This window comes from Bradyrhizobium sp. LB13.1 (assembly GCF_054056815.1).
Map to the genome: position 1 here is coordinate 4,000,989 of NZ_JBSRYQ010000001.1, position 24,849 is coordinate 4,025,837.

Below are 24,849 nucleotides of genomic sequence, written 5' to 3' on the forward strand. Positions count from 1 at the left end.
AGGGTATAAGAGCTAACAGGATGAGCGAGACCGCGACAGCTGAGAACCTTTTGGGGACCTACCTCAAAGACCGCCGCACCCGGCTCGATGCCGCCGCGTTCGGGTTCGCCGGCAGCCGCAGGCGTACGCCCGGGCTGCGCCGCGAGGAGGTGGCTCAGCGCGCCAATATCAGCCCGACCTGGTACACATGGCTGGAGCAGGGCCGCGGCGGCGCGCCGTCGGCCGACGTGCTCGACCGCATCGCGCGTGCGCTGATGCTGACCGATGTCGAGCGCGAGCACCTGTTCCTGATCGGCCTCGGCCGACCGCCTGAGGTGCGTTACCAGGCGCGCGAAGGCGTCTCGCCGCGGCTGCAGCGCGTGCTCGATGCACTCGAAGTCAGCCCGGCGCTGGTGCGGACCGCGACCTGGGATGTCGTCGCCTGGAATCGTGCCGCAAGCGTGGTGCTGACCGACTACGGCGCGATCCCGCCGGGACAGCGCAACATCCTGCGCTTCATCTTCTGCGATCCCCGGGTGCGCGCAGCAAATCATGACTGGGACAGCGTGGCGCGGTTCGTGGTGGCAGCCTTCAGGGCCGATGCCGCGCGGGCGGGCGCGGTCTCGCATGTCGCCGATTTCGTCGATGAGCTCTGCCGCACCAGTCCGGAATTCGCAGCGCTGTGGCGCGACAACGACGTACGCCATCATGGCGACGGCACCAAGCGGCTGCGGCACCCAGTTCACGGCACCATGTCGTTCGAATATTCGAGCTTCAATGTCGAGGGCCGCTCCGATCTCAGCATGATCGTCTACAACCCGGCGACACCCGAAGATGCCGAGCGGATCAAAAAGCTGCTCGCCGGGCAGGTCGACTGACGAGGACAGCCCCTGGTCTCCGACCATGCGGCTGATCCGTCAGCGCGCCCCACGCGAATGGGACGGCCGGCTCGCGGTCCTCGCCGCGAGCACCGAAGGTTAGAACCGCTCCGGCCGGTAAGGCGTCGGATCAATCGCCGGCGTTTCGCCGCTCATCATCTCGGCGAGCAATCGTCCGGTTGCAGGGCCCAGCGTAAAGCCCTGGTGGCCGTGGCCAAAGTTCATCCAGAGGCCGGGATGGCGTGGGGCAGGCCCGAGCACCGGCAGCATGTCGGGCGTGCAGGGGCGGGTGCCGAACCACGGATCGGGCTCGACGCGTCTGCCGAGGTCGATCAGCTCGCGCGCGGAGGCTTCGGCGCTGGCGAGCTGCACGGGCGTTGCGAGCGCGTCCAGGCCGGTCAGCTCCGCGCCGGTGGTGATGCGGATGCCCTTGGCCATCGGACCCATGGCGTAGCCACCGGCCTTGTCGACCAGCGGCAGATCGAGCGACGCGCCGCCGCTGTAATGCATGTGGTAGCCGCGCTTGCGGACCAGCGGAATGCGATAACCGAATTTGTGCAGCAGATCGGGCGACCACGGCCCGAGCGTCACGACGGCGTGGGCGGCATCGATGCGTCCCTGATCCGTATCGACGGACCAGCCGGTGGCGGTCTGCTGCAAGCTCTGGGCATCACCGAGCACGATGCTGCCGCCGAGGCGCTCGAACAGTTCGGCATAGGCCGTGACCAGCGCGCCGGGATCTGACACGGTCCAGGTGTCGAGCCAATGGATCGCACCGGGCAAATCGTCGCGCAGGACCGGTTCGGCCTTGGCGAGCTCGGCGCCCGAGAGCGCACGAAATCTCACGCCGAATTCGCGCTGGTCTTCTTCCGCCGATTTGACGGCGAGATCGAACGATGCAGCGTCGCGATGCAGATGGCGGTATCCCGCCCGGCGGATCAGATTGTCGGCATGGGCTTCGCGAATGAGGATGTCGTGCTCCACCGTCGCGTAGGCGATCAGCCGCGCCCAGGCGTCGGTCGCCTCGCGATGCCGCTTCGGCGCCGAATGCCACCAGTAACGGAGCAGGGGCTCGATATGGAGATGAAGCGACGACAAGCTGTAGCGCACGTCGTTGGTGCGGCCCGTGGCGATCTTCAGGAGCGAGGCGATGTCGCGCGGCATCGGATAGGGGCGGACCGCTTCCGCCTGGATCATCCCGGCATTGCCGTAGCTGGTCTCGCGGCCCGACTCCCTGCGATCCACCAGCGTAACGGACCAGCCGCGCTGCTGGAGGTGCAGTGCCGCGCTGACGCCGATCATGCCGCCGCCAAGTACGATCGCGCTTTGCATCGGAATGACCTCGCCAAATCGAAACCGCCCGGTTTGGCCGGGCGGTTTCAACAGTTTTGTTCGCTTTATTCGCCGCCGCCGAAGCGGCGCGACCACCAACCGGCGCGACGCGGTGCGGACGATGTTTGACTTTCTGCTTCCGGCGCGGGCTCCGGAGCCGGCGGGGCAACCGGCTCGGCTGCCTGCGCAACCGGTGCCGGCTCACTCGGGCTGCTTGACCCGAAGCTCACTTTTTCCCGAACCGTAGAACGGCGTCGTGCGGCCTTGTCGTCGGCGTGCTCTTCGTCCGCGGCAGCAGGAGCCGGCTCAGGCTGGGCGATCCGTGCCTCGGCGCGCGGCTCTGGCTGGGTGACCTGCGGCTCCGAGGTGTGCTCGGCCTGCGCGATCGAGGGCGCAGCCTCGCCGCCAAAACCGTCGAAATCCGCAACCGCGTCGGTCGCTTCCGACGGCGCATTGGCGGCGAGTTCGTCGCCAATGGAGCCGGCGAGACCTTCCTCGCCAGGACCGCGCCGGCGTCGTCCGCCACGGCGACCACGCCGGCGGCGGCGGTCGGCGCTGGCCTGTTGCTCGCCACGGGCTGCCTGCTCCTCGCCTTCCTCGCCGTCCTGCTCGGCCTCGACTTCCTCTTCGCCTTCGCCGGCCGCTACGGCCGTCTCGGCAACAGCGGGAGCGCCATCCTCGCGCGTCTCCTCGTCGCGCTGGCCACCGCGGCCGCGGCGGCGACGGCGACGCTTGCGGCGCTGGCTGTCCTGCTCGGACGCGGCGTCGCCTGCGGTTTGCTCTTCGACGAGACCTTCGGTCTCCTCGGTCTCGACCTCGGATTCGGTCTCCGGATCGAACTCCTCGTCGTCATAGGCCTCTTCGACCAGGGGCGGCGGGCTTGCGGCCGCCTGCGCCGCCAGCAGAGCCTTGGCGGCTTCCAGCGTATGCACCTGCTCGCCGCGGTCGATGACATAGGCCTGTGGTCCGCTGACGCTCGCGTCGGCGATGACCGACAACGTGACCTTGAAGCCGTTCTCGAGGTCGCGCAGATGGCCGCGCTTGTGGTTCAGCACGTAGAGCGCGACGTCGGTGCGGGTGCGGACCACGAGATTGTGGGTCGCGCCCTTCATCAGAATCTCTTCGAGGCCGCGCAGCAACTGGAGCGCAACCGAGGACACCGAGCGCACATGGCCGGTGCCACCGCAATGCGTGCAGGGATCGGTCGAGGATTCCAGCACGCTGGCGCGGATGCGCTGGCGCGACATCTCGAGCAGGCCGAAATGCGAGATGCGTCCGACCTGGATGCGCGCGCGGTCCTGCCGGAGGCAATCGGACAGCTTGCGTTCGACCGCGCGATTGTTGCGCTTCTCGTCCATGTCGATGAAGTCGATGACGATCAGGCCGGCGAGGTCGCGCAGCCGAAGCTGACGCGCGACCTCTTCGGAGGCCTCGAGATTGGTCTTGAGCGCGGTGTCCTCAATATGATGCTCGCGCGTCGAGCGTCCGGAGTTGACGTCGATCGAAACCAGCGCTTCGGTCTGGTTGATCACGATGTAGCCGCCGGAGCGCAGCTGCACGGTCGGCGAGAACATCGCGTCGAGCTGGCTTTCGACGCCCATGCGCGAGAACAACGGCTGGCCGTCGCGATACTGCCTCACCGCGCTCACATTGGCGGGCATCAGCATCTTCATGAAGTCGCGCGCTTCGCGGTAACCGGATTCACCGGCAACTGAGATCTCGTCGATCTCCTTGTTGTAGAGGTCGCGCAGCGAGCGCTTGATCAGCGAGCCTTCCTCGTAGACGAGGGTGGGGGCCTGCGACTTCAGCGTCATGTCGCGCACCGTCTCCCACATCCGGATCAGGTACTCGAAATCGCGCTTGATCTCGGGCTTGGTGCGGGCGGCACCCGCCGTGCGCAGAATGATCCCCATGCCCTCGGGCACGTCGAGATCCTGCACCACTTCCTTCAGGCGCGAACGGTCCTGCGCGCTGGTGATTTTGCGGCTGATGCCGCCGCCGCGCGCGGTGTTCGGCATCAATACGGCGTAGCGGCCGGCGAGCGAAAGGTAGGTCGTCAGCGCCGCGCCCTTGTTGCCGCGCTCTTCCTTGACGACCTGCACCAGCATCACCTGGCGGCGCTTGATGACTTCCTGGATCTTGTACTGGCGGCGCGGACGGAAGGTGCGCTCCGGCACTTCCTCCAGCACATCGTCGCCGCCGACGGATTCAACGACGTCCTCTTCGGCTTCCTCGTCGTCTTCGTCGTCGTCGTCCTCGCCCGCCGCGTCGGATTCGTGATGCGGAGCCTCGGCGCTCTCGCCGGCGGCGTACACGGCGTCGGCCGGTTCGGCGGCCGACGTTACGGCCTCGGCGAGATTGTCGGCGTGTGCTTCGAAGGCAGCCGCCTGCTGCTCGGCAACGGCCTCGGTGGCGACCACGGGCTCGGTGCCGATCGCCGCAACAGGCGCTGGCGTCTCGTCGTCATGATCATGGTCGTGATGATCGTGTTCGCCGTGATGACCATGGTCGTCATGGTCGTGGGCGTGATGATCGTCACCATGGGCATGATGATCGTGGTCGTGATCATGTCCTTCGTGGTCATGATCGTGATGATCGTGGCCTTCGTGCTCGCCGTGATGCTCCGCGCCGGCGTGCAGGTGCTCGCCCTCGTGCGAAGCGCCCTCGGGCAGGGCCTCGCCCTGGAGCGGCTGGGTTGCGGGATCGGCGCCTTCGACGACGTCGCTGCGGACGCGTTCGCCCTGGCTCCGGCGGCGGGAGTTGCGGTGGCGCGAGCGTCGGCGGCCGTGGGAACGGTTCTCGCTCTCTTCCTCGGCCTCGCGGTGGGCCTGCTCCTCGGCTTCGATCAGCGCCTGCCGGTCGGCAACCGGGATCTGGTAGTAATCGGGATGAATTTCGCTGAACGCAAGGAAGCCGTGGCGGTTGCCGCCATATTCGATGAAGGCGGCCTGGAGCGAGGGTTCGACCCTCGTGACCTTGGCGAGGTAGATGTTCCCGCGCAGTTGCTTGCGTTGTGCGGTCTCGAAATCAAACTCTTCGACGCGATTGCCGCGGACCACGACGACCCGGGTCTCTTCCGGGTGGGTGGCATCGATCAACATCTTGTTGGGCATGTCTTAACTCTCGGCGGCGGCGGGCGCGATTCACCGTGGGCGCCATCAGCGCTGCCGGGTGACGCGACGGTCCACCTGATTCGGGGGTGAGGGGAAGGCCGAAACGCCGTCTCTCGCGCCTTGCCGAACCGGAAGCCGAAGGACCGAAGCGGCGCGCGGGATTGTTACTCCGCAGCGTCGCGAATGGTCCTTCAGAATTGGTCGGCACAGTCTGGCGCATCAAGCGTCGGCCCGTATGAAACATTGGGCGGCGGGGCCGCCCCTCAATCAGTTGCTGCTGGCCAGGCATGGCGCGAGCGCGCCTTGGGTATACGAACCGCTCCCTTGAGATTAAGGGACCGGGTAACGGGTTGCGCCGCTGTCAGAACCGTCCCGGAAACGTGGTGGTAACCGGGGACCGTCCGCCGCCGGGGCTTGCCCCGCCCCACCTCGCTGCCGCGCACCGCGCTGGACTTGAGGGGAACGGAAAAACGCTGGAATTCCCAAACCTTGAGAGTTCCGGCGCTGCACCGGGAGGCTGAATGCGACACAACCGGAAATATCGGCCGTCAGCATTCCGTACATACGTGGATTGGGTCATCCGTGCAAGGAGCGTCGCACGGCGGTCACAGTCAGCGAGTTTCGCGTGCCTGTCATTAAGGATCGTTTAACCCTGTGGTTCTATTGCGTTAAAGAGGCTGCTCGGAGGCACGGAATCGGTGGCGAGCCGCGCAAATCAAAGGTTTTTGCTGGGATGCGCGCTGCTCTGCGCCGTGGCATTGCCGTGTGCTGATTCCTCGCGCCTGAAGGCGGCGGAAAGCCAGCCCCAATCCTCTGTTGCATCAGCGAATTTCCCAATCGCCTCGGCCGCCCGGCTGGCCGGTGACGGCAAGCAGACTCGCTTTATCCTCGACATCGACCAGACCGTTACCTTCCGCGCCATCACGTTGGCTGACCCGTATCGGGTGGTGGTCGACGTCCCCCAGGTCAATTTTCAACTCCCCGCGGGCACCGGGGCCGGGGGACGGGGACTGGTCAAGGCTTTCCGCTACGGGCTGGTGATGCCCGGCGGCTCGCGAATCGTGTTCGACCTGGCGGGCCCGGCCAAGATCGCCAATTCCTATGTGGTGGAGGCCGCCAACGGCCAACCAGCCCGGCTGGTGCTCGAACTGGAGGTGGTCGATCGCGCCGCCTTCGTGCCGTCGCTCGCTCCGGAAAACCGTCCCGAGCTGCGGCCCGCAATTGCCGATCCGCCGCCGGCAACGGTTCCCGGATCCACCCCCCCTGAGTCAGGGCAGCAGAAGGCCGATGGCCGTGCGGTGGTCGTGATCGATCCTGGCCATGGCGGCATCGACAACGGCACGCAGTCGAGCGGCGAGAGCGAGAAGAACCTGGTGCTGGCCTTTGGGCTGGCGCTGCGCGAGCGGCTGGAAAAGACCGGCAAATATCGCGTGGTGATGACGCGGGACGACGACACCTTCATCCCGCTTAACGACCGGGTCAAAGTCGCCCGCGCTCTCAAGGCGGCGTTGTTCGTCTCTATTCATGCGGACGCGCTGCCGCGTGCCGAAGGCGATGCGCAGGGCGCCACGATCTACACGCTGTCGGACAAGGCCTCCGACGCCGAGGCGCAGCGGCTGGCGGACGCGGAAAACCGGGCGGACGCCATCGCCGGCTTCAACCTTGCGGAGGAGCCGACCGATGTTGCCGACATCCTGATCGATCTTACCCAGCGGGAAACGCGTACCTTTTCAAGCCGCTTTGCCCGCCTCTTGATGGGCGAAATGAAGTCGACGGTGCGGATGCACAAGCACCCCCTGAAGTCGGCCGGCTTCCGGGTGCTGAAGGCGCCCGATGTGCCGTCGGTGCTGGTCGAGATCGGTTACGTCTCCAACAAGGGCGACCTCGAGCATCTGGTCTCCGAGGGATGGCGGTCGCGCGCCGTGGGCTCGATGGCGCAGGCGATCGACGGGTTCCTGGCCAAGCGCATGGCCATCGCCGGGTCGTCGAATTGAGAGGGGATTTTCCGTCCCGCCGCAAAAGCCCTAGTTTGGCCACAGCGGGCGCTTTATAAAAACGCCGCAGGGGGTTCCGGAATCGGCGAGAATCCCGCTCGGCAAGCGTCTTGGATCCGGCACGGATAGTATCGAGTAAGGCCGGTGAATTCGCGACGTGAGGTTGGCGCCAGTTTTGGGTGCCAAGGGGCTGATACTGGGCTGATCCAGAGTTTGAACGGATAAACAGATAATGCGCTTGCTGGTGCGGTTCATGGGCTTCCTGTTCGCCGCGGGAACGGTGTTGTTCCTGGTCGGTGTCGGTGCCGTCGCAGGCCTGATCTGGCATTTCTCCAAGGACTTGCCGGACTACTCTCAGCTCCAGGATTACGAGCCGCCGGTGATGACCCGCGTGCACGCGACCGACGGCTCGCTGCTCGGCGAATACGCCAAGGAGCGGCGGCTTTATCTGCCGATCCAGGCGGTGCCGAAGCTCGTGATCAACGCGTTCCTCGCGGCCGAGGACAAGAATTTCTACGAGCATGGCGGCATCGACTACACCGGCATGGCGCGCGCCGGCGTGGCCTACATCCAGAACTACGGCTCCAACCGCCGTCCGCAGGGCGCTTCCACGATTACCCAGCAGGTCGCCAAGAACTTCCTTCTGACCAACGAGGTCTCCTTTGCCCGCAAGATCAAGGAAGCCTTGTTGGCGATGCGGATCGAGAAGACCTACTCGAAGGACAAGATCCTCGAACTGTATCTGAATGAAATCTATCTTGGCCTCGGCGCCTACGGCATCGCGGCCGCGTCGCTGGTCTATTTCGACAAGTCGGTGAACGAGCTGACGGTGGCGGAAGCGTCCTATCTCGCGGCGCTGCCGAAGATGCCCGCGACGCTGCATCCGGTTCGCAACCGCGACCGCGCGATCGAGCGCCGCAACTACGTGATCGACCGTCTGCTGGAGAACGGCTGGATCAAGCAGGCCGACGCCGACAAGGCGCGCAAGGAGCCGCTGGCCGTCACCAATCGTTCCAACGGTGCCCACACCTTCGCCGGCGAATATTTCGCAGAGGAAGTCCGCCGCGACATTTTCGAGCGCTACGGCGAGAAGAAGCTGTACGAGGGCGGCCTCTCTGTCCGCACCACGCTCGATCCAAAGATTCAAGTCATGGCGCGCAAGACCATGGTCTCCGGCCTCGTGAACTATGACGAACAGCAGGGCTATCGCGGCGCCATGAGCAAGCTCGATATTTCGGGCGATTGGGGCGTGAAGCTCGCCGAGATCAAGTCGCTCTCCGACATCTCGCCATGGCGCATGGCGGTGGTGCTGGAGACCAGCGACCAGTCGGCGCGCATCGGCTTCCAGCCGAGCCGTGAGCTCGGCGGCGCGGTGAGCAAGCAGCGCGAGACCGGTCTCATCACGCTCGACGGCATCAAATGGGCAAAGGCGGCCACCGGGGCTGCGAAGGGCAGGGCGGCGAGCGCGGTGTCGCAGGTGCTCCAGTCCGGCGACGTGATCTATGCCGATCCACTGTACAAGGACGGCCAGCCTGTCGAGGGCCAGTACCGGCTGCGCCAGATTCCCGAAGTGTCCGGCGCGATGGTGGTGATGGACCCCTGGACCGGCCGCGTGCTGGCGATGGTCGGCGGCTTCTCGTTCGACCAGAGCCAGTTCAACCGCGCCACGCAGGCCTATCGGCAGCCCGGTTCGTCGTTCAAGCCGATTGTCTATTCGGCCGCGCTCGACAACGGTTATACACCCTCGACTGTCGTGCTCGACGCGCCCATCGAAATCGACCAGGGCCAGGGCGCCGGCGTCTGGCGGCCTGAAAACTTCTCCTCGGGCAAGTTCCAGGGACCGGTGACGCTGCGCAACGCGTTGCGGCAATCGCTCAACACGGTGACGGTGCGCCTCGCGCAGGACATCGGCATGCCCCTGATCGGCGAATATGCCCGCCGCTTCGGCGTCTATGACGAGCTGCCGAATTATCTGTCCTACGCGCTCGGCGCCGGCGAGACCACGGCGATGCGCATGGTCACGGCCTATTCGATGCTCGCCAATGGCGGCCGCCGGGTGAAGCCGACTCTGATCGACCGCATCCAGGACCGCTATGGCCACACCATCTTCAAGCACGACCAGCGCGAATGCCGTGGCTGCGACGCGCCGGGCGGCTGGAAGAACCAGAACGAGCCGCAGCTGATCGACCGGCGCGAGCAGGTGCTGGATTCCATGACCGCCTATCAAATCACCGAGCTGATGGAAGGTGTGGTCCAGGCCGGTACCGCGACCGTGGTCAAGGCGGTCGGCAAGCCGATCGCCGGAAAGACCGGCACCACCAACGAGGCCAAGGACGCGTGGTTCGTCGGCTTCTCGCCCGACGTCGCCGTCGCGATCTACATGGGCTACGACAAGCCGCGTCCGCTCGGCAAGGGTAACGCCGCGACCGGCGGCCATCTCGCAGCCCCTATCGCGCGCGACTTCCTCCAGCTCGCGCTCGCCGATAAGCCCGCCGTTCCGTTCAAGGTGCCGGCCGGCATCAAGCTGGTGCGCGTCGTCTCCAAGACCGGTATGCGCGCCGGTCCGGGCGAGACCGGCGGAACCATCCTCGAAGCCTTCAAGCCGGGCACTGCACCGCCGGACAACTACTCCGTCATCGGCGTTGCCGACGCCGACGGTCGCATGCCGGCCTCGCAGCAGCAGCAGCCGGATTCCGGCTTCTTCATGCGTCCGGGCACCGGCGGACTGTACTAAGACTTAGGACAAGACGGACGTTCCTCGCGGCGGCGGTTGCGCTTTGCAGCCGCCGCCGCTACATCCCGATCTCAATTACGCGCGGGACCAATTCCGCGAGACCAGAGAACCATATGCGCGCCGAAATCGAACGGTTGGTAGAAGAGATCAAGCAGTCAGTCGGGCTGCTGAGGAGGCATCTTTGACGTCGAGAAATCGACGGCGCGCCTCGCTGAGCTGAACAAGCTCGCAGAAGATCCCAACCTCTGGAACGATCCCCAGAAGGCCCAGAAGCTGATGCAGGAGCGGACCTCGCTTGAGGATTCGCTCTCGGGCATCGGCAAGGTCATGCAGGAGCTCGAAGACGACATCGGCATGATCGAGCTCGGCGAAGCCGAGGGCGATGAGGGCGTCGTCAAGGAAGCCGAAGCTGCGCTGAAGAACCTCAAGAAGGAAGTGGCGCGGCGCGAGCTCGAGGCGCTGCTGTCGGGCGAAGCCGACGGCTTCGATTCCTATCTCGAGGTTCATGCCGGCGCCGGCGGCACCGAGAGCCAGGACTGGGCGCAGATGCTGCTGCGCATGTACACGCGCTGGGCGGAGACCCACGGCTTCAAGGTCGAGGTCATGGAAGAGTCCGACGGCGAAGAGGCCGGCATCAAGTCGGCAACTATCCAGGTCTCCGGCCGCAATGCCTATGGCTGGCTCAAGACCGAGGCCGGCGTGCATCGCCTGGTGCGCATCTCGCCATTCGATTCCAACGCGCGGCGGCACACCTCGTTCTCGTCGGTCGCTGTGTTTCCGGTGATCGACGACAGCATCAAGATCGACATCAAGGAATCCGACGTCCGCGTCGACACCATGCGCTCGGGCGGCGCCGGCGGCCAGCATGTCAACAAGACCGAATCCGCGGTGCGGTTGACGCATATTCCGACCGGCGTTGCGGTGGTCTGTCAGGCCGGCCGCTCCCAGCACAAGAACAAGGCGCAGGCCTGGGACATGTTGCGCGCACGGCTTTACCAGATCGAGCTGAAGAGGCGCGAAGAGAAAGCCGCCGCCGACCAGGCCGCCAAAACCGATATCGGCTGGGGCCACCAGATCCGCTCCTATGTGCTGCAGCCCTACCAGATGGTGAAGGATCTGCGCACGGGTGTGCAGACCTCCGACACCTCCGGCGTGCTCGGCGGCGATCTCGACGACTTCATGGCCGCGACGCTGGCGCAGCGCGCCTTCGGCACCACGGGCGCTGACATCGAGGACGTCGACTGATGCCCCGGATCGCTTTCATCGGGCTTGGACGGATGGGCCACGGCATGGCCGGCCGCTATCTCGATGCCGGTTTTACGGTGACGCTGTGGAATCGCAGCAAGGCGAAGGCGGAAGACCTGATCGCGCGCGGCGCGCTCTGGGCGACCTCGCCTGAGGACGCCGCGATCGATGCGGACGCGGTGGTGACCATGGTCGCCGACGACGAAGCCTCGCGCGCAGTCTGGCTCGGCCCGAAGGGCGCGGCCAAGACCGCGAAGGCCGGCACCATCGCGATCGAATGCTCCACCGTTTCCTATGACCACGCCCGCGAGATGGGCCGCGAGCTCAACGCGCGCGGGCTCATCTATATCGACTGCCCCGTGACGGGGTTGCCGGATGCCGCAGCGAGCGGAAAGCTGACGCTGCTGGTTGGCGCTGACGCTGCCGATCTCGAACGCGCGCGGCCCTATCTCGAACCGATCGGCTCGACCATCCGCCATTTCGGCGCGGTCGGCACCGGCACCGTCTACAAGCTCGTCAATAATCTGATGGGGGCCATCCAGATCGTCGGTCTCGCCGAAGGCCTCGCCATCGCCGAGCAGGCGGGGCTCGACATGAATCTGGTGCTGGAATCGATCCAGGCCGGCGTCGCCGCAAGCCCGCAGGTGCAGCGCCACTCCAAGCGCATGGTCGCCCGCGATTTCAGCGGCGCGACGTTCACGGCGGCGCTGCGGCACAAGGACGCCGCCTACGCCGTGAAGCTCGCCGAGAGCCTGCTGGCCGACAAGCCACTGGTCTCGCGCGCTGCGGTCGAGTCCTACGCGCAGGCAAAAGCTGCGATGCCGGATGACGATGAAGGCAAGATGATCGAGCTGGTGTCGCGGCCGAAGAAGCCGTCATAGCGGATCACATCGACATCGGTAGGCACGTTCGCTCCGTTAGAGCATCGGCTTCGTAAACCGGTGCTTCATCGGAAATCGGGTGGCGCTGTTCGCTGTGCTGTCCTAGGCGGCAAGCTCGGCCGCCGAGATGAGACGCCATGCCCCCAAACGACAACCGGATCGACGCGCGGGACTGGTCGCTGCTCGCGCTTCTCTCGGTCCTCTGGGGCGGCTCGTTCTTCTTCAACGGTGCGGCGTTGCGGGAGTTGCCGCCGCTGACATTGGTGTTGTTGCGTGTCGGGCTGGGCGCGGCCATTCTGCTGCCGCTGCTGCGCCTCCAGGGAATCCGTTTTCCCAAGGGCATGGCGGGCTGGAAGCCGTTCGTTGCGATTGGATTCCTCAATAACGTCATCCCGTTCTCGTTGATCGTGATCGGACAGACTTTCATCCCGAGCGGCCTGGCGTCGATCCTGAATGCCACCACGCCGCTGTTCACGGTGATCGTGATGGCGGCGGCAGGCGAAGAGGCCTTACAGCTGCGCCGCGTCGCCGGCGTGGCGCTGGGCCTCTCCGGCGTGATCATCCTGCGCGGATGGGGCGTTGAAACACGGGCAGGGCAGGGGCTCGGCATCCTGCTCTGCCTCGGCGGCGCCTTCAGCTATGGCTTTGCGGCGCTGGCGGCGCGGCGGTTGTTGAAGGACGCAGCCCCGCTGGGGACGGCAGCATTTCAGCTGATGGCTTCCACGGTGATGATGGCGATCGTCGCCGGCGCAATGGAGCAGCCGTGGCGTCTCCCGATGCCGGGCGTGACGATTTGGCTCGCGGTGCTTGGCCTTGCCGGCCTGTCGACGGCGCTCGCCTATATCGTCTTCTTCCAGATCCTGCGGCGCTCGGGCGCGACCAATGTGATGCTGGTGACGCTGCTCATTCCCGTCACCGCCGTCCTTCTGGGATGGCTTGTGCTGGGCGAGCCGATCTCCATGCGTGAGATCGCGGGCGCCATCGTCATCGGCAGCGCGTTGCTGGTGATCGACGGACGCGTTCTAAATCTACTGCGGCGCGTCACGTAAGTTCCGGATCGTCGTTTCACGTCGCGGAAAATCGAAGCGCTTGCCAGCGGCAAGTCCGCTTGCGACACTCCCGGCAAAACAAGACTACAAAATAGGGGAGAGAACGATGCCGGGTCGTCGCGAAAACCTTGTTGCCCTCGCCATTTTTGCTGCCGGAGTGTTGGTCACGACACCGGCGCTGGCGCAGAAGAAATACGATCCCGGCGCCACCGACACCGAAATCAAGCTCGGCAACATCATGCCCTATAGCGGGCCGGCGTCATCCTATGGCGTGATCGGCAAGACCGAGGCCGCATTCTTCAAGATGGTCAACGACCAGGGCGGCATCAACGGCCGCAAGATCAATTTCATCAGCTATGACGACGCCTATTCGCCGCCGAAGGCGATCGAGCAGGCGCGCAAGCTGGTCGAGAGCGACGAGGTGTTGCTGATCTTCCAGCCGCTTGGCACGCCTTCGAACTCCGCGATCATGAAATATATGAATTCCAAGAAAGTGCCGCAGCTCTTCGTCGCCTCCGGAGGCACCAAGTTCGGCGACCCCAAGAATTTCCCGTGGACCATGGGATTCCAGCCGAACTACCAAAGCGAAGGGCGGATCTACGCAAAGTACATCCGCGACAAATTCCCCAACAGCAAGATTGCGGTGTTCTGGCAGAACGACGATGCCGGCAAGGACCAGTTCAAGGGCCTGAAGGACGGGCTTGGCGACAAGGCCAACATGATCATCGGCAGACAAATCCTATGAGGTCAGCGATCCCTCGATCGACTCGCAGATCGTCGCCTTGCATGATTCAGGCGCCGACATCTTCTTTTCCTGGGCTGCGCCCAAAGGCTCCGCGCAGGCGATCCGCAAGGTCGGCGAACTTGGCTGGAAGCCAAAATTCTTCCTCGCCAACACCGCGACCTCGGTCGCCTCGGTGCTCAAGCCCGCCGGGCTCGACTATTCCAAGGACATCATCTCGACCGTCTATCTCAAGGACCCGACCGATCCGACCTGGGACAAGGATCCTGCGGTGGTCAAATGGCGCGAGTTCATGGACAAATATTACCCTGACGGCGACAAGGCCAATGCCAACAACGTTTACGGCTACGTCCAGGCCGAGGCGATGGCGCAGGTGCTGAAGCAGTGCGGCGACAACCTCACACGTGACAACGTCATGAAGCAGGCCACCAGCCTGAAGGATTTTCACACCGATCTGATGCTGCCCGGCATCCTGGTCAACACCTCGGGCCGATGACTATTTCCCGGTCGAGCAGATGCAGCTGATGCGCTTCAACGGGCAGGCTTGGGAGTTGTTCGGCGACGTCATCACCGGCGAAGTCGGCCACGAGCGCAGTCAATAGTCAGGGCTGGCGGCCAGAGCTAAGCGCGTGCACCCAAAGCGAGAAGCGCAGGCCTAGCCGGCGCTCAGCCGCACACCGGCGCGCAAAAACTTCTGCGGATCGACCGCTTCGCCGTCGATTCGGGTTTCGTAGTGCAGATGCGGGCCGGTGGAACGGCCGGTCGATCCGACGAGACCGACGACCTGACCGATCTTCACGATCTCGCCGACCTTGACGTTGATCTCCGAGAGATGGCCGTAGCGGGTCGCAAGTCCATTGCCGTGATCGACCTCGATCATGCGGCCATAGCCGCCGGACCAGCCGGCCGAGACGACCTTGCCGTTGGCGGTGACGCGAACGGGATCGCCGGTTGCGGCACGGAAGTCGAGCCCGGTGTGCATCGCGGACCGGCCGAGAAACGGGTCGCTGCGCACGCCGAAGCCGGAGGTGAACTCGACCTCGCCGATGACGGGCTTGCGATAGGGCACGAGGGCGAGCGTGCGATTGAGCCGGTCCATCTCGGCACGCGTGGTGTTGATGCGAGAGAGCTGCTTCTCGAACGGCCCTGAACTGGCCGTGAGTTTTACGGGTACGAAAGGCCCGCCCATCGCGGTGCGCGGCACGGCGCCTTCGAGATTTGCGAGGTTCAGGCCGAGGTCGCTGACGACGCCGCGCATCCGGCGCATGCGTGAATCCATGCCTTCCTCGACGGCGCTGAGCGCCGCCATCTGGCGACGCTCGACCTGGTCAAGCGAGGTCGTGAGCCGAACCACGACGTTGTCGAACCCCTGGTTCTTGGCGAATTGATTGACCGGCGGAGCCGCGAGGGTCGGCGCGCGCGATTCGAGCCGCGCTTCGCGATCCGGCGGCGCCACGAAAATCACGGTATCGCTAATCGGCGAGGGTTTTGGCGTGCCCTGCGTCGCCTGGCTCGCGTCGCCACGCTGCGGGGTGGAGCGGGGAATCGATCCGGTCACGTCGGGCATGGCGCCAAGCGCCGTCGCCCGGGACTCCAGCGCCGTCTGGCGCTTCATGATCTGGTCGAGCTTCTGGTCGAACTGCTCCTGGTCGAGCAGCTGCCGGCTGGTGGTGCGGTCGACCTTGGCGCGCAGCTCGGTGATGCGGTCCTCATAGGCGTATTGCATCTCGGCCTGCCGGGCGATCAGCCGGGTGAGGACGTCGTCGCGGAAGGCGAAATAGGTCGCGGTTGCGGCCGACCAGAGCCCGAGCAGCACGACGGTGCCGACCACGATCCAGAACACCACAGGCCCCAGGCGAACCTGCTTGCCGTGATGCACAATGGTGTAGGCGTCATCGGTGTCCGGAAGGGGAATCGCGGCTGCCGCCGTCGCGGCAGGACGGCGGTTGAAAGACCGTCCGTGGTCGTGCGGGTGATGTTGGGTGTACTGCGAATATTGGGCAGAACTTTTCGACATCGGCACTCCCGCGCCGGTCGGATGAGTCCGTACGGCTTAATTGCCGCAGCAATCTGGGCCGGTCATGGTTAATTTTCCGGAAATGGAACCCCTTGAATTTAAAGGATTGGTTAAAGGCTTCTTGCCGCTTCCAGCACGTCGTCGGCGTGGCCGTCGACCCGGACATTACGCCAGACCTTGGCGACCTTGCCGTCGGCGCCGAGCAATATCGTGGTGCGAAGAACTCCCAGGAAGGTCTTGCCATACATCGATTTTTCGCCCCAGACGCCGTAGGCCTCCAACATCTCATGCTTCTCATCCGAGATCAGGGGGACGTCGAGACCGTGCTTGTCGCGAAACTTCTCCTGGGCCTTTAACGGATCGGCGGAGATACCAAGCACCGCCGTGCCAGCCGTGGCGAAGGCGCCGGTCAGCCGGGTGAAGTCGATGGCCTCCCTGGTGCAGCCCGGCGTGTCGGCGCGGGGATAGAAGAACAGGACGAGCTTCTGGCCGGCATAATCCGATAGCGCAACGACACCGCCGCCGTCGCGGGGCAGGCGGAAGGCGGGAGCCTTCTGGCCCTCGGCCAAGGCGGCCTTTGCCGCCGTTCCGGGCGCGGAGGCGGATTTAGAAGAATTTAACCGCTTCGATGCGGCCTTATGCGATGCTGCTTTTGCTATCGTTCCAGTTGATTTGCTCGCCGGTGTCCGCTGTGTTTTCGCGGACTTTGTTTGAGTCGCGGCCCGCGTTTTCAGGGGCGCCTTTTTAGCCGTCGAACTGCCGGAGGGCGTTTTGGACGATTTCTTTCGGGATTTCTGGGACATACGCCTTCCTTTCGTCGCTTTCGGCGGGTCAACCAAAGCGGTATTACAGCCTTCGTCCGGTGTGCCGGAATCGCGCCCTCAGGTAGGCGAGTCTGACGACGCCGGAGTCTGGTTACAAGGAATTACACGCACCACCCCACTGCTCGTTGAACGCGCTCCCGGGGCGAAATGACGAACAGCAGGAACATTCGAGGTATGGCGGCAATGCCGGCGCAGGGAGCTTCGCTTCCGGTCGACGGCTGCGGTCCTGGCGGCGCTCAATCCCACGACGGGCGCCTGTATCGAGAGGCAATGGCAAGGAATACGTCGCCCCAGGACTACAATCGGGATTTGGATCGGCGCGGCGGCCAACAAGAGTCGCAGCAATGGGACGACGCCGATTGGGATTCTGATCAGGAAGCGGCGGCGGGCCATCGGGCGCGCCGGCTGTTGTCGCGTTCCAGTTCGGGCTTCCATCGTTTCGGTGACGGGTTTGGGAGGTTGCGCCGCTGGCTGGGTGGTGGGCGCTGGCTAAAGCGTACGGCCGTGGTCGTCGGTGCCCTGGCCGTCATCTTCGTCGGCTGTTTCGGCGCGCTGTGGTGGCGGCTCGGCGCCGGTCCCATCAATCTGGACATTGCGACGCCGTGGCTCGCCGCGGCGATCGAGGACAATATAGGCCACGGCAACACGGTTGAGGTCGGCGGCACGCAGATCGAGCGGACCGGGCGGATCCGCATCGCCGTGCGTATCCGTGACATCGTCGTGCGCGACCAGGATCACGCCATTGTCGCCACCGCGCCGAAGGCTGAGGTGAGGCTGTCGGGTGCGGGTCTGCTGATGGGACGCCTGCGCGCCGAAAGCCTCAACCTCGTCGATGCCGAGCTCGCGATCCGGATCGCGCCCGACGGCACCGTCACAGTGTCGGCCGGCGACACCGCAAAGCCGCTCGCAACCGGCGTCGCCTCCAAGAAGGACGCGGGCCTGCCACCGACATTCCCGCGCAACGGTGGCCCACCGCCGCCGTTCGCAACGGTGCCTGCGAGTCCGGACGCATCGCAAGCCGTTGCCCAGGCCACGCCCCCGAGTGGGATTCTTCAGGGTCTCGACTGGCTCGACAGTCTGAGCATGACCGGCCTCGACGGCCAGAACCTCAACGAGATCGGCCTGAAGAACGGCAATCTGGTCGTTGACGATCAGCAGCGCGGCAGCAAATGGACGTTTGAGAACATCACGCTCAGCCTGCGCCGGCCGAGCCGTGGCGGCGTCGCGCTCAGCCTCGGCGAGGAGGGCGCGCGTCCGTGGTCGCTGCGTGCCACGATCGGCCCCGCCGAGAATGGCGTGCGCTCGGTCGATATCCGCGCCGACAAGGTCTCGACCGCCAACATCCTGCTGGCGTTGCGGGTGAAGGACCTCACCTATACCGCCGACCTGCCGCTGACCGGCGAGCTCAAGGGCGAGCTCGGCCGCGACGGCGTGCCGACATTCTTCCGCGGCAAGATTGCGATCGGCGCGGGCAACATCATCGACACCGACACGCCCGACTATCCGATGGCGATCGACTCGGCCGAGATCAATGTCGAGTGGGATTCGAACCGGCGGGTGTTGGTCGCGCCGTTCAAGATTCTGTCGGGCGCGAACCGCCTGACCCTTCTGGCCCATCTCGAGCCGCCCAACGGCACCATCAATGACTGGCAGCTCGGCTTCAGCGGCGGTTCGATCCTGCTGGGCGGCATCGACAACGAGCCGCCGCTGGTCTTCAACCGGATTGCGATCGGCTTCCGCTTCGACACCGACCACAAAAGGCTGCTGTTGACGCAGGCCGATATCTCCAACGGAGAGATCGGCGTCGCCGGCACCGGTGCGATCGACTATTCGGGCGAGCCGCGGCTGACATTGGGTTTTGCGGGGACGCCGATGTCGGCCTCCGCGCTCAAGCGGATGTGGCCGACGCTTGTCGTTCCCGAATTGCGCGAATGGGTGATCGAGCGGATCGAGCGTGGCACGCTCCAGCGCATCGAGATCGGCGTCAATTCGCCGGTCAAGAATCTTCCGCGCAGGGGTCCACCCATTCCCGACGACGGCCTGTCGGTCAATATCGTTGCAAGCGGTGTCGCGGTTCGCCCCGTGGATGGCATGCCGGTGGTGCACGATGCCGATTTGAAGGCGCGCGTGACCGGGCGCACCGCGACCGTGAATATCGGGCAGGGCATTGCCGATACTCCGGCGGGCCGCAAGATCACGATTTCCGACTTCGTGTTCGAGGTGCCTGATATGGTTCCCAAGCCGTCGCCGTCGCGGACCAGGTTCCGTGCCGATGGCCCAGTGCCTGCGGCCGCCGAAATGCTTTCCAATGATCGCCTGAGCGATCTGTCGTCGACCGCCATCGATCCCAACACCAGCAAAGGGACGTTCTCGGCGAACATCCAGCTGGGCCTGCCGGTCAAGGGCGAGCTGACCAAGGCCGACACCACCTATACCGTCACCGCCGATCTCAACGGATTTGCTGCCGACAAGCTGGTCATGAACCAGAAGCTGGAAGCCAACAACCTCAAGATCGTCGCGAACAACCAGGGCTATCAGGTCAAGGGCGACGTCAAGATCAACGGACAGGCGGCCTCGCTCGACTACCGCAAGCCGGCTGAGGGCGATGCGGACGTCAAATTGCAGGCCACGCTCGACGATGCGGGCCGCGCGCGCCTCGGATTCGATCTGAGCCCCGCCGTCAGCGGATCGCTGCCGATCAAGCTGTCGGGCAAGATCGCAGGAGGGCCCGACCAGACGACGAAGCTCGGCGTCGAGGCCGACCTGACCTCGGTCAGGCTCGACAACATCCTGCCCGGCTGGGTCAAGCTGCCGGGCAAATCGGGCAAGGCCAGCTTCAAGGTGGTGCCGACGGCGCAATCGACGCGTCTGGAGGACATCGTCGTCGAAGGCGGCGGCGCCTCGATCAAAGGGGCGCTCGAGGTCGATGCCAACGGCGACCTCATGAACGCGAACTTCCCGACCTACGCGCCCTCCGACGGCGACAAGGCGTCGCTGAAGGTGGAGCGAGGCCAGGACGGCGTGATCAAGGGCACGATGCGCGGGGACGTATTCGACGGCCGCGGCTTCCTGAAGTCGGCGATCTCAGGAAATTCCAAGGACGATGCCAAGAGCAAGACGAAGAACGTCGATTTCGACATCGACGTGAAGCTCGGCGCCGTCATGGGTTTCAACGGCGAGGCGATGCGCAGCGTCGACGCCAAGATGTCGCGCCGCAGCGGCGCGGTCAAAGCCTTCACGCTGAGCGGCAGGATCGGAAAAGACACGCCCGTGGCGGCCGATTTGCGCGGCGGCCGCGCCCAGGGCAACCGTGAGGTAATCTATCTCCAGACCAACGATGCCGGCAGCTTTCTGCGCTTCACCGACACCACCAACAAGGTCTTCGGCGGCCAGATGGTGGTGGCGATGGAGCCGCCGACGTCTGAGCCTACGACAAGAGAAGGCCTGATCAACGTGCGCGACTTCTCGGTCAAGGGAATGGAACAGCTCGATCGCGTCGCGGCGGGCGCTGCTAACGGCGCGCAGAGCGGGGTGGCCTTCACGGCGTTGCGCGCGGAGTTCACGCGGCAGAACGGCGCGCTCACAATCCGCGACGGCGTGGTCAAGGGTCCGATGGTCGGCGCCACCATCGAGGGCTCGATCGACTTTCCCGGCAACCAGGTGTGCATGAGCGGCACCTTCGTGCCGATGTACGGGTTGAACAACATGTTCGGACAGATTCCGGTACTCGGGCTGTTCCTGGGTGGTGGCGATAAAGAGGGACTGATCGGCGTGACCTACGAGGTCGTCGGCACGCCGGCCGCGCCCGTGATGCGCGTCAATCCGGTCTCGGCCATGGTGCCGGGCGTATTCCGCAAGATCTTCGAGTTCAACACCGGCAAGCAGAACACGCCGTTCGAGGAATTCCCCTCGCAGTCGCACGATGGTTCGACCGGATCGCCGCGTCAACTATCGAGCGGCTGCAGCGTCGCGCGGCGATAACGCGCTGGGCTGATTCGCCGAGTGCGATCAGGTCGGGCCGCCGCCGAGTCAGCCTACGCCGCGCGCACGCCGGCCAGGAACGTCCCGACTTCGCCGGAGAGCTGCTCGGCCTGCTTGGAGAGGTTCGAGGCGGCTGCGAGCACCATGCCTGCGGCATTGCCGGTCTCGTTCGCTGCCGTGCTGACGCCGCCGATATTGGTGGTGACTTCCTGGGTCGCCTCCGCGGTCTGCGAGACGCTGCGGGCGATCTCTGCGGTGGCGGCGCCTTGCTCCTCGATCGCAGCCCCGATCGAGGTCGCGATCCGGCTGACTTCCTCGATGGTGGCGGTGATGCCACCGATGGCGTCCACGGCCTCCTTGGTCGCGCCCTGGATCTGCGCGATCTTGTCACCAATCTCGCGGGTCGCTTCCGCGGTCTGGCTCGCCAGCGATTTCACCTCGGAGGCGACGACGGCAAAGCCGCGGCCGGCTTCACCGGCGCGCGCGGCCTCGATGGTGGCGTTGAGCGCGAGCAGATTGGTCTGCGCCGCGATGCTGGAGATCAGCTCGGCGACATGTTCGATCTGCTGGGCACCGTCCGAGAGGGCGCGCACGATGGTGTCGGTGCGGCGTGCGCTGTCCACGGCGCGGCCGGTGACCTCGGCGGATTGCGCGACCTGACGGCTGATCTCGGTGATGGAGGAGGAGAGTTCTTCGGCAGCGGCCGCGACCGTCTGAACGCGCTGGCTGGCTTCGGTGGCGGCCGAGCCGACCACGGCGGCGCGGCGGTTGGTGCCTTCCGCGGTCGACGACATCGACTTGGCGGTGACCTCCAGTTCGCCGGAACCCGAGGCCATCAGGCCGACGAGCTGGCCGACGGAGGCATCGAACCGGTCGGCAAGCGAGATCAGCGCGTCGCGCTTCTCCTGCTCGCTGCGGGTCTTGGTGGCGACCTGCTCGGCCTCCAGGTTACGCGCCGTCAGCGCGGTCTGCCTGAGCACTTCGAGGGTCTCGGCCATGCGGCCGATCTCGTCGCCGCGACCGGTTTCCTCGACCGGCTTGTCGATGGCGCCTTCGGAAATCTCCTGCATGCGGGTCTTCTGGCGGTCGAGCGCGCTCAGCACGTCGCGGGCGATCAGCCAGGACAGCGTCGCCATCAGCAGCATCAGGCCAACGCCGATCCCGGGCAAGCTCGAGCGTCAGCGCGCGGACGTCGGCGTCGATGTCGTCGACATAGAGGCCGTAGCTGATCGTGGCGTTCCAGGGCGCAAACTTGCGCGTGAAAACGGTCTTGCGGACGGGCTCCGTCTGGCCGGGGCGGGGGTAGAGATATGAGGTTACGCCGCCCTGAGCAGTCTGGTTGCCGGCACTTATGATCGCATCTGCGATGAGGACACCGTTGGAGTCCTTTGCACCCGTGATCTTGCCTTCGAGCTGCTGGTTCGCGCCGTTCACCAGGATCGAGGTATCGGCGTTATAGACCACCGGGTAGCCCTGGTTACCGTTGAATGTCATGCGCCGTCCGCGCATGTGGAACTGGGCCTTCGCTTCGGCCTGCGTCAGCTTGCCGGCGGTGACGTCGTCCTGGACCGACTGGGCAAGGGTGTAGAGGATGTCGACCGCTGTCTTCATCTGCTGGACCCGGTCTTCCATCATGCGGCTCTTGCTGAGGAAGGCCGATACCGCGATGATGGCCGTGATTGTGAGAGCCGCGAGGCAGACCATGCTGGTAAGCTTGGTGCGGATCTTCAGATGGCTCAGCAGCTTCATCGCAGCCTCTACGAAATGGTTGTTATTGCTCGCATCGGTAGCATGAAGTTCTTACCATTCATGAACACAGCCATGCCTCGACCCGCTGCGGGACAGCCGCTGCGCAACCTTATGCGCAAGCGTGCAGGCAAAACGCCATGCATCGCCGTGCACCCGTATTTTTGCGGAAGGATATCGTTCTCAGACTTTGGTGGTGATCGAGCTTGGCAGGACGGCCGATGAACCGATTCGTTCACCGCATCATCATGTCCTTGCTGCTCGTGGCGGCCCTCGTTCTCATCTGGAACGTGCTGGGGACGCGCTGAGCCGGCACCGGCAAATCCGCCGGTACCGACTTGCTTGCGAGATAACTAGGAGCCTTAGCGCCGCGCGAATGCGCCGCCGGTCGAATCGCTTTCCTTGCCTATTGCCGCATCGACGCTGACCGATCCGCCGCCGGCTGCCGAGAGGTAGAGGCAGGCGAAGCAGAACAGGATCGCCGCGGTGCCGCCATTGAGCAGCGGCAGGAACACCGGCGTTTCGCCCTTGAGCATGTGGCCCATGAAGTAGGCGAACGCCATTTCACCCGAGAGAATGAATGCCGCGAGGCGGGTGAGCAGGCCGAGCATCAAGAGCGCGCCAAGCACGAGCTCGATCGTACCGGCCGCGTAGATGATCGGCGGGATGTTCGCGAAGTAGGGCAGCACCGGAAACTTGAACAGTTTGGCGATCCCGTACTGGAACAGCAAGAGGCCGGTGACGAAGCGAAACAGGCTCAAGAGAACCGGTTGAAAGCGAGTGAGATAGGGAAAGTTCATGGGTTTGTCCCTCCATCCAATGCGCGACTTGGAGCGGATTCAGTTCCGCCTCGCAAGCCACCCGGGATCGATTCCGCGCTGACATTTTCGTCATGTAGGACAAAACACCGCAGTTTGCCGCTTCACTCCGGTTGCGTCGAATTTTTTTTCACGCGTGGCCTCGTGAGTCGTACGTAATTTCCCGGTGGCATCGAGGGATGCAGGTTACGTCGAGGAGACCTACCGCCGCAAGGCGGGTACGACCAGGAACGGGATCATCCCGAGCACCACGCTCGCAAGTGCGAAAGCGAGCAGCGCGTTGTAGCCATGGGTAACGTCATGGATCAGGCCGCCGCTCCAGGAGCCGAACGCCGAACCGAGGCCGCTGCCAATCGAGATCGTGCCGAAGATGGTGCCGACACGCTTACCCCGAAAAATCTTCATCGCGGTTGCCGTGATCAGCGGTCCACGCGAGCCCATCATGCTGCCGAAGCAGACGACGAAACCGGAGAGCACAATGATGTTGGGGGTGTACTGCAACAGCCACAGCAGGAAGATGCCGAGGATCGAGATCGCGTAGCTCAGCAGCACCGACGGCCTACGCCCGATCAGCCCGTCGAGCGCGGAGACGCCGAGCATGCCGAACACCAGCACGACGCCGGAAAAGCCCCAGGCGGTCGCGGCCTGGAGCGGTGGAAAGCCGGCGTCGATCAGATAGGCCACGATCTGCGCGGCGATCGCATACATGCCAACGGCAGTGAAGAAGAATGTCGAGAACAGCGCCCAGAAGGCGTGATGGCGCATTGCGCTCGGAAGCGTCCAGCCGTGATCGACGAAATCCGGATCGGTCTTCTTCGCGATATGCGGCGAGCCTGAGGCGAACAGCCGCCATGGCAGCAGCATGAGCGGCACCAGCAGGCCGAACGTGACGAAGCCGAACAGCTGGTAGGTTTCGCGCCAGCCGAGATGATCGATCAAAAGCTGCGAAGCCGGCAGCAGCGCCAGCACGCCGCCACCCATGGCCGAATAGACGACCGCCATCGCGGTCGGCAGTTTTGGGCCGAACCAGCGGCCCAGCAGAATCGAGTTCGGTACGTTGCCGATGAAGGCGACGCCGATGCCGACGCAGAGTCCGATTGATAGCTGGAATTGCCAGAGCGATTGCGCATGGCTTGCGATCAGGAAGGCCGAGCCGAGCAGCAAGAGACCGAGCGCATAGACGATGCGCGGTCCGGAATGATCGAACAGGCGCCCGACCAGCGGTGCAGTCAGTCCGCTGACGAGCCAGGTCAGCGAATAGATCGAGACGACTTGGGCGCGATCCCAGCCGAAGTTTTCCGAGATCGGCTTCAGGAAGACGGTGAAGCTTTCGCTGAGGCCGCGGCCGAGCACGGCGAGCGTGAAGCAGAGCGCGAGCACCACCAGCGCTGTGCGCGCGACGTCATGCGGCGTCGCCGTGACGCGTTCCCTGGTCGCTTGCTTGGACTGTTCCTTGGACCGTTCCCTGGGCGTGTTCTGGTTCATTGCCGATCAGGGAGCGCGCTTCGGCGCGCCC

General features: G+C 64.8%; 13 protein-coding genes and 2 pseudogenes. 8 read left to right on the forward strand and 7 right to left on the reverse strand.

Annotated features, from left to right (window positions below; genetic code table 11):
- Positions 1-20: 20 nt before the first annotated feature.
- Entirely contained in the window at positions 21-857 is an 837-nt protein-coding gene (locus ACVWYI_RS18925; RefSeq protein WP_456662866.1) for a helix-turn-helix transcriptional regulator, read from the forward strand.
- 99 nt (positions 858-956) lie between these two features.
- Here the strand turns inward: ACVWYI_RS18925 and ACVWYI_RS18930 are convergent, their stop codons facing one another.
- Both ACVWYI_RS18930 and ACVWYI_RS18935 read right to left on the reverse strand, forming a co-directional pair.
- The gene (locus tag ACVWYI_RS18930) at positions 957-2,189 is read right to left on the reverse strand and encodes an NAD(P)/FAD-dependent oxidoreductase (protein ID WP_456662867.1); all 1,233 of its coding nucleotides are present in this window, start codon (positions 2,187-2,189) and stop codon (positions 957-959) included.
- A gap of 65 nt (positions 2,190-2,254) precedes the next feature.
- On the reverse strand, positions 2,255-5,302 hold the full coding sequence (locus tag ACVWYI_RS18935; protein WP_456662868.1) for an Rne/Rng family ribonuclease: 3,048 nt from the start codon (positions 5,300-5,302) through the stop codon (positions 2,255-2,257).
- Between the two features lie 698 nt (positions 5,303-6,000).
- Between ACVWYI_RS18935 and ACVWYI_RS18940 the strand changes: the two genes are divergently transcribed.
- From ACVWYI_RS18940 to ACVWYI_RS18965, 6 genes and pseudogenes are all read left to right on the forward strand, one after another.
- The gene (locus ACVWYI_RS18940) at positions 6,001-7,296 is read left to right on the forward strand and encodes an N-acetylmuramoyl-L-alanine amidase (RefSeq protein WP_456662869.1); all 1,296 of its coding nucleotides are present in this window, start codon (positions 6,001-6,003) and stop codon (positions 7,294-7,296) included.
- Between the two features lie 232 nt (positions 7,297-7,528).
- A complete protein-coding gene (locus tag ACVWYI_RS18945) occupies positions 7,529-10,030 on the forward strand; it encodes a penicillin-binding protein 1A (RefSeq protein ID WP_247347175.1) in 2,502 nt (833 codons plus the stop codon).
- A gap of 113 nt (positions 10,031-10,143) precedes the next feature.
- Positions 10,144-11,275, forward strand: a protein-coding gene (gene prfB / locus ACVWYI_RS18950) for a peptide chain release factor 2 (protein ID WP_247347172.1) whose coding sequence is annotated in 2 segments (ribosomal slippage) — positions 10,144-10,212 and positions 10,214-11,275 — 1,131 coding nt in all. Because the reading frame shifts where the segments join, the coding sequence is not laid out codon by codon here.
- Entirely contained in the window at positions 11,275-12,156 is an 882-nt protein-coding gene (locus tag ACVWYI_RS18955) for an NAD(P)-dependent oxidoreductase (protein ID WP_354103529.1), read from the forward strand. Before prfB ends, ACVWYI_RS18955 begins: the two co-directional genes overlap by 1 nt.
- Positions 12,157-12,293: 137 nt before the next feature.
- Positions 12,294-13,205: a DMT family transporter gene (locus ACVWYI_RS18960; protein WP_456662870.1), complete on the forward strand. Its 912-nt coding sequence runs from the start codon at positions 12,294-12,296 to the stop codon at positions 13,203-13,205.
- 106 nt (positions 13,206-13,311) lie between these two features.
- A pseudogene (locus ACVWYI_RS18965) lies at positions 13,312-14,549 on the forward strand (ABC transporter substrate-binding protein).
- Between the two features lie 53 nt (positions 14,550-14,602).
- On the opposite strand, the gene ACVWYI_RS18970 reads toward ACVWYI_RS18965, so the two are convergent.
- Entirely contained in the window at positions 14,603-15,964 is a 1,362-nt protein-coding gene (locus ACVWYI_RS18970; protein WP_456662871.1) for a peptidoglycan DD-metalloendopeptidase family protein, read from the reverse strand.
- Between the two features lie 110 nt (positions 15,965-16,074).
- Positions 16,075-16,767, reverse strand: a complete 693-nt coding sequence (locus ACVWYI_RS18975) for a peroxiredoxin (protein WP_456664548.1) — start codon at positions 16,765-16,767, stop codon at positions 16,075-16,077.
- 204 nt (positions 16,768-16,971) lie between these two features.
- On the opposite strand from ACVWYI_RS18975, the gene ACVWYI_RS18980 reads away from it, so the two are divergent.
- Complete coding sequence (locus ACVWYI_RS18980) at positions 16,972-20,769, forward strand: YhdP family protein (RefSeq protein WP_456664549.1); 3,798 nt, start codon at positions 16,972-16,974, stop codon at positions 20,767-20,769.
- 53 nt (positions 20,770-20,822) lie between these two features.
- On the opposite strand, the pseudogene ACVWYI_RS18985 reads toward ACVWYI_RS18980, so the two are convergent.
- The 3 genes and pseudogenes from ACVWYI_RS18985 to ACVWYI_RS18995 form a co-directional block, all read right to left on the reverse strand.
- Positions 20,823-22,518: pseudogene (locus tag ACVWYI_RS18985) on the reverse strand (methyl-accepting chemotaxis protein).
- Positions 22,519-22,877: 359 nt separating this feature from the next.
- The gene (locus ACVWYI_RS18990; protein ID WP_456662872.1) at positions 22,878-23,315 is read right to left on the reverse strand and encodes a DoxX family protein; all 438 of its coding nucleotides are present in this window, start codon (positions 23,313-23,315) and stop codon (positions 22,878-22,880) included.
- A 219-nt stretch (positions 23,316-23,534) separates the two neighbouring features.
- Positions 23,535-24,818, reverse strand: coding sequence for an MFS transporter (locus tag ACVWYI_RS18995; protein ID WP_456662873.1), 1,284 nt, complete (start codon positions 24,816-24,818; stop codon positions 23,535-23,537).
- Between the last annotated feature and the right edge of the window lie 31 nt (positions 24,819-24,849).

Coding starts and splice junctions, on each gene's coding strand:
- ACVWYI_RS18930 (WP_456662867.1), bottom strand. CDS start 2,189: ATGCAAAGCGCGATCGTACTTGGCGGCGGCATGATCGGCGTCAGCGCG.
- ACVWYI_RS18970 (WP_456662871.1), bottom strand. CDS start 15,964: ATGTCGAAAAGTTCTGCCCAATATTCGCAGTACACCCAACATCACCCG.
- ACVWYI_RS18980 (WP_456664549.1), top strand. CDS start 16,972: ATGCCGGCGCAGGGAGCTTCGCTTCCGGTCGACGGCTGCGGTCCTGGC.
- ACVWYI_RS18975 (WP_456664548.1), bottom strand. CDS start 16,767: ATGTCCCAGAAATCCCGAAAGAAATCGTCCAAAACGCCCTCCGGCAGT.
- ACVWYI_RS18925 (WP_456662866.1), top strand. CDS start 21: ATGAGCGAGACCGCGACAGCTGAGAACCTTTTGGGGACCTACCTCAAA.
- ACVWYI_RS18935 (WP_456662868.1), bottom strand. CDS start 5,302: ATGCCCAACAAGATGTTGATCGATGCCACCCACCCGGAAGAGACCCGG.
- ACVWYI_RS18955 (WP_354103529.1), top strand. CDS start 11,275: ATGCCCCGGATCGCTTTCATCGGGCTTGGACGGATGGGCCACGGCATG.
- ACVWYI_RS18960 (WP_456662870.1), top strand. CDS start 12,294: ATGCCCCCAAACGACAACCGGATCGACGCGCGGGACTGGTCGCTGCTC.
- ACVWYI_RS18995 (WP_456662873.1), bottom strand. CDS start 24,818: ATGAACCAGAACACGCCCAGGGAACGGTCCAAGGAACAGTCCAAGCAA.
- ACVWYI_RS18990 (WP_456662872.1), bottom strand. CDS start 23,315: ATGAACTTTCCCTATCTCACTCGCTTTCAACCGGTTCTCTTGAGCCTG.
- ACVWYI_RS18945 (WP_247347175.1), top strand. CDS start 7,529: ATGCGCTTGCTGGTGCGGTTCATGGGCTTCCTGTTCGCCGCGGGAACG.